Here is an 11581-nt window from a genome sequence, read left to right as displayed (position 1 = left end):
TGATATATAAGTGAACACAATTGAAGAAAGAAAGCTAAAAGCACTGTTTAAGGAATGGGTGTAGGTAGGATTCCCCCTAGTTATATGACTTCTAGGGGGAAGGCGATCAAGCAAACAATGTAACTTTAATTAAGTTCAAGAGATGACAGCGCCACCTCTCTAACCATAAGTCCAGCTCTTTGACCGACAGGGATTTTAGTGTTCGGAAAAACTAAGGCATCTCCATCTTGCTTCACTAAATATTCAGAGAGTTGAGACTGAGTTAATTTAAAACCAGCATCAAATGACGTGAAATTTTCAAAATCTGTCGCAATATTCAGCTGATAGTCTTCTGCATCCTTATTCAAGCCATCAATCACCTGAAAAATCTTCATTGAACCTTGGTCACTAGAGGTTAACTCTTCATCTTTAATCAAGTGCCTCAAAGTATGTCTAATAGCTGTTAACTTCGAGTGGTCATTCTCTCCAAAAGGAGCTACTTGGCCTAATTCAACAGTAAAAGCACTAGCATTATGCTGCTCAGATGAGAAGTAAGACAAGGTTGTCGTACTTTGGTGAGACAATAAAACAGCTTCAATACCAGAAGCTTCCAAAAAGCCAATCTGCTCAGCACTGTAAGGACGCCCATGCAAATAAGGATAAACCACAAATTTAGGGTACTTTGATCCCCTTATCGCGGTATGAAGGTCATAATGAATTCTTTGAGCACTATCTGGCCCTTCATTAAAAAAGTCTGCAATTGTTTTCTCAATCAAGCCAGCTCTTTGAGCTTCAAAGCCCTCTTCTTTTTGCCAAGCACCAGAAAAGAGGCGATTCATATTTACTTGAGTAAACCTTTTTCCAATATTTGCAGCAGGTAAGTTTCCGAAAATAACCAGTAAACGCACTGAGCAAGCAAGCTTTTCATCTAAAATATCTTTTAAAATATCATTAACCATTTCCATCGGTGCGGTTTCATTGCCATGAATGCCTGCACTCAATACTAAGCTAATCTGCGCCTCTTGCTTTGGTTCGATAGTGACGATACCAGTTTCCAGTAAGGAAACTTTGGCAAATCCATACTCTTCAACTTTTTTTTCTGCATGTGTAGGGTTGGCTAAACTAAAGGCTAATAGGTCATGTTGCTTAATCAAGAATTCATCCTCTGGAACGGGGGTTTACTATCTAATTAGTGAGTTATTGATAACAAGATATGGTAGTAAATCTAGACTTCAAGCCGAAAAGTTAAAAGCCATCATTTGCCAAGCTTACACGAAATTTGTTGTCGCAATTTGGAAACTTTATATTAATCATTCACACAAAAACCTAACTTGCTAAAAGACTACTTTTACAGGCATTTTATCCTTATAATTTTGCCATAAGATACCATGATACCAAACACAAAAGAGCCTGTTATGAGCGAAGAAATAATCAGTTTAATTGATAAAGACAATAATTTAATTGGCAGCGTAGCAAGGAAAGAAATGCGCTTTGGTATTGATTACCACAGAGCGACTTACATTTTAGTATTCAATAAAAAGAAAGAGCTCATCATACAAAAACGCACTTTAAACAAACAATTTTGTCCCGGCTATTATGGTATTGCGACAGGTGGGGTTGTTGCCCATGGCGAAAGTTATCACCTATCAGCTCAAAGAGAACTAAAAGAAGAGTTAGGCTTAGATTTAACACTAACTAATCATGGTTTATTTTTTACCGAAGGAGAAAGCTATCGCATCTGGGGAAAAGTGTTTAGCTGCATTTATGACCCAGAGCAGGATGGTAAAATCACAATGCAAGCAGATGAAGTTGCTGCTATAAAAGAGATAAGCATTGAAGATATCTTAATGAATAAAAAATGCTTAAACTTTACTCCAGACACCTTAGATGCATTACACCATTATGTTGAAAATCGCCTTATCTTACAGCCTTCTGATCCTGATTAGCCTAGGCTTCAGCCAGATCTCATATGGACAAAGCAGATGGCAAGATGCCGATTACATAAAAGCAAGCTTCATAGACATTGCTTTAGGCAGAGAATACGAAAAAAATAAAGAAAGCCGCCTTGTTCGCTGGAAGAAACCTATCAAGGTACACATAGCCAGTGATTCAGGCGATGCGAACTTACAGAACGTTCTGCTATCTACTCACATCAAACATCTTGCCAGTATCACAAATCATCCATTTCAGCTAAATGTGCCCCAAAACCAAGCTAATATCACCATCATCTTCACCCAGCACAAGCAAATAAGGGATAAGGTTGCTCAATACATAGGCAACCCTAAGCATTATGAAGTCGCACTAAAAGAAGCGATTTGCATTGGCACCTTTAAAAACAATAAGAGAGGTGAGATTTTTAAAGGGGTCATTATAATTCCTGTCGATTACGCCAGAGAAAACTCACGTTTTTTAGATTGTATTATTGAAGAAATCACCCAATTACTTGGTCTGCCAAATGATTCAGATAAGGTCTACCCTTCTATATTCAATGACAATAGCATCGACTCTTACCTCAGCCCTCTAGATTATATTTTACTCAAGATACTTTATTCTCCTAGGTTGAAAGCGGGCATGTCACAGCAACAAGTCGCTCAAGCATTAGACAGCGCTTTAGCGGAACTAAATCAAAATAACGAAATTGCTGAAGCCACTTACAGGGTCAATCAACACAGCTTGAAACGCTATTTAGGGGATTAAAAAATTGGGCATATTAAAAACGGCTCAATTTTTCTACAAAAAAATACGTTATCAACACAAGAAGCTAACGGTTAAACACAAAATTAGATTTAGGCTTATAACAGAATGATTGTATAGTTTCCCGAGGCCTAATATGTTTAACCGCAACAAACATCAAGACACTCAGCAAAAAGCAGCAGAACTAGCCCAAGAAAGCCAAAATTACCTAACCGCAATAAAGCAAAACATAGCGGTTATTGAATTCTCTCCTCAAGGCATCATTCTAGAAGCTAACGAACATTTCCTAAATGCATCCAAATACATGAAAGAAGACATTATTGGCCAACACCATAAGATGTTTTGCGAAGATAAGTATGCCAACACAACAGAATACGCTAATTTTTGGCGTGAGCTCAGCCAAGGAGTCAGTCATAAAGGTGTTTTCAAGCGAATCAATAAAGATCAAGAAACACTCTGGCTTGAAGCTACCTATTTGCCCGTTATTGAAGATGGAAAAGTCATCAAGGTAGTGAAATTAGCTAGCGACATTACTCAGGCAAAAGAACGCCTAGACTGCCAATCTGCCATTTTAAATGCCCTAAACCTTTCCATGGCAGTCATTGAGTTTTCTCCCAATGGAGACATATTAAACGCCAACGAAAATTTTTTAACCTGCATAGGTTATCAAGCAAATGAAATACTAGGCCAGCATCATAAGATGTTTTGCTTTGATAATTTTTACCAAGACAATCCATCATTTTGGCAAGAGCTTCAACAAGGCCAATTTAAATCTGGACAATTCGAACGAAAAAACAGTCAAGGTGAAAGTATATGGTTAGAAGCGACCTACAACCCTGTCTATGATGAGTATGGAAAAGTTTATAAAGTCATTAAATTTGCTTCTGATATTACAGAGCAAATAAACAAACGAGATTCCAGCCAAAAGGTCTCTAAAATGGCATATGAAACCTCGATTGAAACAAGCAATGTGTCAGAAAAAGGCGCTCAGGTATTACAGAAATCCGTTGATATTTCTTCAGATATTTCAAATGAAATGGATAAAGCTTCCAACCTAATAGAAAAGTTAAACATACAATCAGATGAAATATCGAAAATTGTGAACACAATAGGAAGTATCGCTGGGCAAACTAACTTATTAGCACTTAATGCTGCAATAGAGGCAGCACGAGCAGGCGAACACGGAAGAGGGTTTGCAGTGGTGGCAGATGAAGTCAGGCAATTAGCCTCACGAACCAGTAGCTCAACCATAGAAATAGAAGAAATGGTCAAACAAAACACTTTATTAACCCGTGATACTAAAACCAGCATGGAAAAAGTACGTGAACAAGCGATTGAAAGTAACGAGCTAATTAACAACGCATTTGTGATCATAGATCAAATCAAACAAGGTGCTGAAAATATATCCAACACTGTAGCCGAGCTAACAGAGAAGTAAAATTTCATTTTCTAACAAGTGTAAAGACGAGTTCAAATAGCCTCATTAAGTGATTTCTGTCACTTGAAAACCTATTGTGATCGAATTTAACGTCAAAATACTGACTCAACACATGCCTTTTTCAATTTAAAGCCATAAAAATCATTTATAGATTCCGCTTTTATCGTCAAGTTAGGTAAAATGCTTAAAATTTTTACATCGGAGTCACTGAATGTTCCCTGAACTCAAAAATGATCGTTTTATTCGCGCCCTTTTAAAGCAGCCTGTCGATACCACACCAGTATGGATGATGCGCCAAGCTGGACGTTATCTTCCTGAATATCGTGCTAGTCGAGCTCATGCGGGTGATTTTTTGAGTCTCTGTAAGAATGACGAATTTGCTTGTGAAGTTACCCTACAGCCTCTAGAAAGATATGAACTTGATGCCGCGATTTTATTTTCTGACATCTTAACGATTCCAGATGCGATGGGCCAAGGACTTTACTTTGAAACAGGTGAAGGCCCTAAATTCAAGAAAGTCATTCGCACCGAAGCCGATGTTGAAGCGCTACCTATTGCCAGCGTCAATGATCTAGATTATGTCATGAAAGCGGTTACAACCATTCGTAACGCACTAGGCGGGCGTGTTCCGTTAATTGGCTTTTCTGGTAGTCCATGGACGCTTGCTACCTACATGGTAGAAGGTGGTTCAAGTAAAGATTTCCGCCACATAAAAGGCATGATGTACAAGTCTCCAGAAATTCTTCATGAGTTACTGCGTAAACTAGCTATCTCAGTCACTGACTACCTAAATGGTCAAATTAAAGCAGGTGCTCAAGCAGTCCAAATTTTCGATACTTGGGGTGGTGTTTTAAGTGGCCCTAAATACCAAGAGTTCTCTTTAATGTATATGAAACAGATTATTGATGGTCTGATTCGCGAACATGAAGGTAAAAAGATCCCTGTTATCATGTTTACCAAAAATGGTGGCCAATGGTTAGAAAACATGGCGGCAAGTGGTACTGATGCGCTAGGTCTTGACTGGACAACCGATATGGCTGAAGCAAGAGCACGCGTTGGCGACAAAGTTGCGCTACAAGGAAACATTGATCCTTGTGTTTTATATGCTGACAAAGAGGTTATTCGCGATCAAGTTGGCGAAGTATTAGCAGGCTTCGGTCATGGTACAGGCCATGTGTTTAACCTAGGGCATGGTATCCATCAGTTTGTTGACCCTGAACAGCCAAAATACTTAATCGATGCGGTGCACGAATTAGGCGCTAAATACCATCAAACACAATCAGATCAATTAGACCAACTAAACGATCTAAAATCATAACCTTTATAAATACCTTGATATGCACTGGACTGCCTCAGTCTAGTGCATTCCTCTCAAAAAGCCTCTTTCTGCTCACTTCTATAGATTATCCCTCTTTATTTCTCGTTACTTGATCGACCTAACTAGCCGCAAAGAGTAGAGAATGGTATTTTTATCTAATTGATTTATTTTTGGCCTATGGAGAACATTTATGAAACTCGTTACCGCGATTGTTAAACCATTTAAGCTAGATGAGGTGCGTGAAGCACTGTCTGAAATTGGTATCAATGGCATTACAGTGACAGAGGTAAAAGGGTTTGGTCGCCAGCGTGGACATACAGAACTTTATCGTGGTGCCGAATACGTAGTTGATTTTTTACCTAAAGTGAAACTTGAACTTGCAGTAGAAGATGATCAAACTGATCGTGCCATCGAAGTAATACAACAAAGCGCCAACACAGGAAAAATCGGTGATGGTAAAATCTTTGTTACCTCACTTGAGCAAATTATTCGTATCCGTACAGGTGAAACAGGCGAAGACGCAATTTAATTTCAGTCTGTAGTGAACATAAAAAACCTCAAACTTATTCAAGTTTGAGGTTTTTTTATTAAAAGCAGATTTATTAGCAGCGATCACTCACTTATAGCTGACTCAGCACATATTCAGCTGAGCTCACTTTAAACTCACCCGCTTCTTCTTTCCATAACTGAGTTACAACACCATTATCCACTAACATGGCATAACGGCTACTACGCATACCAAACTTAGCGGATGATAAATCCAGTTCAAGACCCATAGCCAAGGTAAACTCAGCCATACCATCTGCAGCCATAACTAGATTCTCTGCATTTTGGGCTTCTCCCCATGCATGCATAACAAAGACGTCATTAACAGAAAGACAAACGACGTCATCAACACCCTTTTCTTTTAATGCATCAAAGTTCACAACAAAACCAGGTACATGGCTAGCACTGCAAGTTGGCGTAAAAGCACCAGGAAGCGCAAACATCACAACTTTTTTATTGCTAAAAAACTCAGCCACTTGGATAGTTTTTGGACCATCTTCACCCATTACTTGAAACTGGGCGGCTGGCAGGGTATCTCCTACTTGAATAGACACTTAATTCAAACTCCTTTACTTAGATAAAATATGATATTTATCAACAAACATACCAAGTTATCTCTTGTTAAGATACTTTGAATTGGCTTAATAAAGTATTTTGCTGCTCAGCAAGTTTTGATAAACCTTCACTATTCTGAGCCGTCGAGTCCGCGGCGCTAGAAGCTTCATCAGACATTTTTGCGATGTCATGCACACTCACACTAATTTCTTGCGCTACTGCAGACTGCTGCTCAGCCGCTGTCGCTATTTGCGTACTTAGATCTCGAATGCCAGTAACAAACTCTTGCATCTCTTGTAAGGATTGGCCTACTTCCTTCGCTTTATCGACACTTTGTTGAGCACTGTTTTGGCTTTGAGTCATGCTAGAAACAGTTTCTTTTACCCCTTGTTGTAGACGACTAATCACCTTCTGAATTTCTTCAGTTGAGCTGTGCGTTCTAGTTGCCAAGGTTCTTACTTCATCTGCAACCACAGCAAAACCACGACCTTGCTCGCCTGCCCTTGCTGCCTCAATGGCCGCATTTAGCGCCAATAAATTAGTTTGCTCTGCAATATCTTGAATAACTTCTAGAATTTTACCTATATCTTGTGAGTAAACATTTAACTCGTTAACCACCTTAGAAGAGCTTTCAATTTCATCAGCCAAGGTTTGAATCGTTTCGATATTCACATCCATTTGTGAGCGGTTTTCTGAAGCTTTTACATCAACCGTCTGCACTTGCTCTAAAGTCGTCTCAGCACTATTCGCAACTTGGTGCACTGTTGCTGCCATTTCTGTCATAGCCGATGCGACTGAGGTTGTCATATCATTTTGAGAACTCATCAACTCTTTTGATTCCTCAGCCGTTACCACACCAGATTGCGCAGACCCAGCAACCTGCACTGACGCTTGACGTATTTCGCGAATCACAGATTCCAGCTTACTCGCAAGGTCGTTAACCCAACGGGATAACTCTCCAAATTCATCTTTAGATTTAATTTCAGCACGTAAAGTGAAATCACCTTCAGCAATTTTACCCAAAACATCCATTACAATAGATAGTGGCTTTCTAATACTACGACTGACCCAAGTAGCGACTAAGATAGCGATAATTGCAGACACAATAATCACTAACACAGCACTGCTGACGGATAAATTAACAGCAGACTTTGCTTGATTTAACGCACCTTGACGTACTTGTGAAGCTTCATTTAACAAAGCTGTGGTTGAGGTATTAATCGAGTTCATTGTGCTAGACAACTGATTTGCTAGCTGGATGCCTTTTTCCTGAAACACAAGGTAATTATAATAAGCCTTAATAACACCTTGCTCTGCCAAAACATGGTCTTCAATTTCTTGGATCAGAATTTCAATGTTTTCATCTTCTAGATTAGCAAGTTTATCTTTCGCTCCTTGAAGGTTTGAATTCATTGATTTGATTAGATCGTCTAATGTTCCTAATTCAGTTTGATCAAAGTAGTCGTTTACAGTGTACTGAATACTTTCTATTTGCCCTAAAATATAAGAAGCAGCAAATTTAACATCGGTTTTATAACCAGACTCTTCTAAAATCGCTAAATCTTCAACCGCGAATAAAATAGAGTCTTTTAAATCAAATTTTTGCTCAAATACTTGATCACGATTTGCAATTTCTAGTCGATGATTTGTCGTTGCTTGTTTTGATATTTGATAAAAAACTTCTGTCTCACGCTTAATTTCAACTAAGGACTCAGTCATGATAGGGTAATTTTGAATCAAGCCTTCTAAAGAGCTCGCTAAGTTTAAAAAGTCAGCTTCCTGTTGCTGCAAGGCCGCTTCTAAACTTGTTAACTCATCATCTGGATAAGTAATAAGATGCTGCAATAAAGTCGCATTCGAAGTTAACAAAGTCTCATTAATCTTGTTACTTGAAGCGACAACACTCGCCACTTCGCCAGTAACAGTATTTAGCCCTTGCTCAACTTTCTTTATGCCGGTGAACCCTGTTGCAGCAACCACAACTAATAGCACCAACAAGATAGCAAAACCTAAAAGAATTCTCTGTATCACAGATAAAGACATTATCTCACCCCAATTTATTACAAAACATTTGATGTGCATCACGCTTTTATGGTTTTAATAAAGGCTAACACTATATTTTCTATACATGACTTATCACAAATAATGTGAAATTAATCAACCAATTACCTTACAAAGTCCTTACATGGTTACAAAATGTAAAGTAAGGTCGCTTTTAAACACTGATTTTTATTTAAAACAGTTACAAAACTAGGTTAACACTTTTAATATTACAAACTAACCTCTTGGTCAGTATTAATTCGAATTATTTTGCTTACTGGCCCCATTCTGTTAAATTTGACATCCTTATCCTTGCAGCTCTTTTTAGACTTATTATGGAACAACCTCTCTACGAGAAAATCGCAGATCAAGTAGAACTACAAATACAAGAAGGGGTGTTTTTACCTGGCACTAAAATTCCTTCTGTACGTAAGTCTAGTAAACAAATGAGCGTGAGTGTAGCAACTGTTTTACAAGCCTATAGTTTGTTAGAAGACAGAGGTGTGGTTAAAGCAAGGCCGCAAAAAGGCTACTTTGTACAAGACAATCTTCCTCTGCCAGAGTCCACACCACAGTTTAAACCAAGCCAAGCACAAGAATCCGTCCCTGAACTGATTCGTTCACTACTCCATGCCTCTCAAAGACCGGATATCATTCAATTTGGCGCAGCCATCCCACACACTCAGTTTTTACCTATCAGACAACTGCAAAAGTCTGTTGGGCGTTTAATGAGACTAGAGCCAGAAATTTGCGCCGCTTATGAGTTCACACCAGGTTCGTTAAATCTAAGACGACAAATTGCAATTCGCATGTTAGATGCGGGCTGTAATGTTCAACCTGATGATATTACCATCACTTTAGGTTGCCAAAATGCCATGATATTGGCATTAAGAGCCATTACAGTTCCTGGCGATACTATTATTATTGAGACGCCAACTTATCATGGCCTACTGCAAGCGGTTGATGAGTTAAAATTGAAAGCGATTGAAATCCCTTGTGATTCACAGTCAGGCATAGATTTAGATGCCCTTGAACAAGTTTTAGCCCAATGGAAAGTAAAAGCCTGTGTTGTAACCCCAAGCAATCAAAATCCGACTGGCGCAACGCTTTCTCAATCAGCCAAAACCCGCCTAATAAAGCTCTGCCAACAACAAGAAGTCACCTTAATTGAGGATGATGTTTATGGCGAACTTAGCTACTGTGAAACTAGAGCCAAGGCCTTAAAAGCAGAAGACTCTCAAGCTGAGGTTATTTATTGCAGCTCATTCTCTAAGAGTATTGCCCCAGGCTTTCGCATTGGTTGGATTATTGGCGCCAAATATCAACAGCAAATAGAACAACATGCCTACGTAGAGTCTTTAGCTATTCCAACCCTAACTCAGAGAGCAATTGCCAATTTTCTGGAAAATGGGGCATATGATAGACATTTACGGAAAACAAGGCACACCTATGAGGAAAATTTACGCCGTTGTCAGCATAGTATTAATAAATACTTTCCCGAAGGCACCTACACCTCAGACCCTAAAGGGGGCTTTTTGCTTTGGATAAGCTTACCTCCTGAAATAGACGCTCTAACATTACACAAAGCCGCTATTGAACAAGGGATAGGCACCATTCCAGGGCTAGCCTTTAGCTTAAGCCACAGCTTCAATCATCACCTCAGAATCAACTACGCTATAAACTGGGATAACCGTATTGAAGGAGCATTGCGCTTGCTAGGGAAGATGGCAAAACGTTTAAGCCATTAAACTAGGTATTTTCACTTTTTATGAATTTATATCCATAAATGGCATATTTACTGCTTCATTATATTTAATAAGAAGAATTTAAGAGCAAGTACAAATAATTAAAATTGGATTCGCCTCTTTCTATTTAAGCTAAACGAAAAAAGAGAATCGAATCTTTAAAAGAATAGCTTCATTAACGAATATTATGCTGATTTTACTCTGTACAGATAGCGTGAAAAGCGTACAATTCCCATTCTTTTTTAATACTTTTGTATTTTGGTCGATAACCTATACATCTGAGTAACTTTTTGGCACGTCCTTATGGAATTTGTAGCGCATCCTAAAGACATACCACTTCACATAGAAGAAGTGGAGACCCAATTTTTCCAAGCAAATGATTTGGAGAATAAAGGGTTTGCCGGCATTATTTGTTTGACATCTCAAGCTTATAATCCTGGCCAGTGTGTGCAATTAAAACTCGCTGAAATTGACCCCAACTTTTGTGTCACTGGACGCATAGTATGGTGTGATAAAGAAGCAGATGAGTTCCGTATTGCTATCGAGTTCCCTTGTAAAGATGATTGTTACTGCGTTCGAATGGTTGAGCAACTCTCCCATATTGAGCACTATCGACGACAAGCAAAACAACAAGGACGAAGATTAAACTTTAATGATGCAGCAGCAGAATGGATTCAAAAATTTGCCGCATCCTTCCCCGCATTTACAGCCTAATAAATAATCTATGACCCATCTAAGCGAAAAAGACATTGCCATAATTACGGATCAAATTGGCCGTACTCCTAATGGTATAGCCAAAATAGCCCACTACTCACCTGCTGGTATTCCCCAATCTTTGCAAATGCAAAGCTGGGTGTTTGATCAACCTTTCCCAACTTTATTCTGGCTATCAAGTAAAGCCATAGATAAAGCATTGGCTAAAATTGAAAGCCAAGGTGTCGTAAAAGAGTTAGAGCAAAGAATACAGGATGACCCAGAGCTAAAAGAGGCACATCACAAGTCACACCGTGACTATATTGCAAGACGCTGGGAAGGAATGACAGCAGAACATAAAGCCATCATAGAAGAAAAAGGCTTTACACCTTTATTCGAAAATTTGGGAATTGGTGGAATCAAAAGCTGGGACCAAGTTCGTTGCCTACACATGCAATACGCACACCATCTGGTTGGCGATAATGCGATTGGTAGAATTCTTGACGCTGAATATGGCATCAAAGCCATTGCCGATGCGGAGAAGTAGACACAAAAAAACCATCATTGAAAAAT

At 39.0% G+C, this 11581-nt stretch carries 11 protein-coding genes; 8 read left to right on the top strand and 3 right to left on the bottom strand.

The window, feature by feature from the left end; genetic code table 11:
* Positions 1-125: 125 nt before the first annotated feature.
* On the bottom strand, positions 126-1133 hold the full coding sequence (astE, locus tag OA91_RS04890) for a succinylglutamate desuccinylase (protein WP_063336578.1): 1008 nt from the start codon (positions 1131-1133) through the stop codon (positions 126-128).
* Between the two features lie 261 nt (positions 1134-1394).
* Between astE and OA91_RS04885 the strand changes: the two genes are divergently transcribed.
* The 5 genes from OA91_RS04885 (at position 1395) to glnK (ending at position 5958) form a co-directional block, all read left to right on the top strand.
* Entirely contained in the window at positions 1395-1925 is a 531-nt protein-coding gene (locus tag OA91_RS04885; RefSeq protein ID WP_063336885.1) for an NUDIX hydrolase, read from the top strand.
* Positions 1867-2676 (top strand): DUF2927 domain-containing protein, encoded by an 810-nt coding sequence (locus OA91_RS04880; protein WP_231870311.1) that lies wholly within the window; start codon positions 1867-1869, stop codon positions 2674-2676. The genes OA91_RS04885 and OA91_RS04880 overlap by 59 nt, the downstream gene beginning before the upstream one ends.
* Positions 2677-2809: 133 nt before the next feature.
* Positions 2810-4111 (top strand): methyl-accepting chemotaxis protein, encoded by a 1302-nt coding sequence (locus OA91_RS24695; RefSeq protein WP_063336576.1) that lies wholly within the window; start codon positions 2810-2812, stop codon positions 4109-4111.
* A 211-nt stretch (positions 4112-4322) separates the two neighbouring features.
* Positions 4323-5429 (top strand): uroporphyrinogen decarboxylase, encoded by a 1107-nt coding sequence (gene hemE / locus OA91_RS04870; protein WP_063336575.1) that lies wholly within the window; start codon positions 4323-4325, stop codon positions 5427-5429.
* 190 nt (positions 5430-5619) lie between these two features.
* Positions 5620-5958, top strand: coding sequence for a P-II family nitrogen regulator (glnK, locus tag OA91_RS04865; protein ID WP_009832852.1), 339 nt, complete (start codon positions 5620-5622; stop codon positions 5956-5958).
* A gap of 91 nt (positions 5959-6049) precedes the next feature.
* Here the strand turns inward: glnK and OA91_RS04860 are convergent, their stop codons facing one another.
* Together OA91_RS04860 and OA91_RS04855 are read right to left on the bottom strand one after the other, a co-directional pair.
* Positions 6050-6529, bottom strand: coding sequence for a peroxiredoxin (locus OA91_RS04860; RefSeq protein WP_046017680.1), 480 nt, complete (start codon positions 6527-6529; stop codon positions 6050-6052).
* A 67-nt stretch (positions 6530-6596) separates the two neighbouring features.
* A complete protein-coding gene (locus tag OA91_RS04855; protein ID WP_063336574.1) occupies positions 6597-8573 on the bottom strand; it encodes a methyl-accepting chemotaxis protein in 1977 nt (658 codons plus the stop codon).
* Between the two features lie 332 nt (positions 8574-8905).
* Between OA91_RS04855 and OA91_RS04850 the strand changes: the two genes are divergently transcribed.
* The 3 genes from OA91_RS04850 to OA91_RS04840 all read left to right on the top strand — a co-directional run bounded on the left by OA91_RS04850 (position 8906) and on the right by OA91_RS04840 (position 11555).
* Entirely contained in the window at positions 8906-10318 is a 1413-nt protein-coding gene (locus OA91_RS04850) for an aminotransferase-like domain-containing protein (protein ID WP_063336573.1), read from the top strand.
* A gap of 300 nt (positions 10319-10618) precedes the next feature.
* Positions 10619-11029: a PilZ domain-containing protein gene (locus tag OA91_RS04845; protein WP_046017683.1), complete on the top strand. Its 411-nt coding sequence runs from the start codon at positions 10619-10621 to the stop codon at positions 11027-11029.
* A 10-nt stretch (positions 11030-11039) separates the two neighbouring features.
* Positions 11040-11555, top strand: a complete 516-nt coding sequence (locus OA91_RS04840) for a DUF501 domain-containing protein (protein WP_046017684.1) — start codon at positions 11040-11042, stop codon at positions 11553-11555.
* Positions 11556-11581 lie beyond the last annotated feature (26 nt).

The sequence above is a fragment of the Marinomonas sp. SBI8L genome (assembly GCF_001624705.1).
In the GTDB taxonomy this organism is placed as follows: Bacteria; Pseudomonadota; Gammaproteobacteria; order Pseudomonadales; family Marinomonadaceae; genus Marinomonas.
This window is presented reverse-complemented; position numbering and strand designations above follow the sequence as displayed.

Bases quoted from the DNA above. Each gene is read 5' to 3' on its own strand.
- glnK (WP_009832852.1), top strand. From the start codon at position 5,620: ATGAAACTCGTTACCGCGATTGTTAAACCATTTAAGCTAGATGAGGTG.
- OA91_RS04845 (WP_046017683.1), top strand. From the start codon at position 10,619: ATGGAATTTGTAGCGCATCCTAAAGACATACCACTTCACATAGAAGAA.
- OA91_RS04840 (WP_046017684.1), top strand. From the start codon at position 11,040: ATGACCCATCTAAGCGAAAAAGACATTGCCATAATTACGGATCAAATT.
- OA91_RS04855 (WP_063336574.1), bottom strand. From the start codon at position 8,573: ATGTCTTTATCTGTGATACAGAGAATTCTTTTAGGTTTTGCTATCTTG.
- OA91_RS24695 (WP_063336576.1), top strand. From the start codon at position 2,810: ATGTTTAACCGCAACAAACATCAAGACACTCAGCAAAAAGCAGCAGAA.
- OA91_RS04880 (WP_231870311.1), top strand. From the start codon at position 1,867: ATGCATTACACCATTATGTTGAAAATCGCCTTATCTTACAGCCTTCTG.
- hemE (WP_063336575.1), top strand. From the start codon at position 4,323: ATGTTCCCTGAACTCAAAAATGATCGTTTTATTCGCGCCCTTTTAAAG.
- OA91_RS04885 (WP_063336885.1), top strand. From the start codon at position 1,395: ATGAGCGAAGAAATAATCAGTTTAATTGATAAAGACAATAATTTAATT.
- OA91_RS04850 (WP_063336573.1), top strand. From the start codon at position 8,906: ATGGAACAACCTCTCTACGAGAAAATCGCAGATCAAGTAGAACTACAA.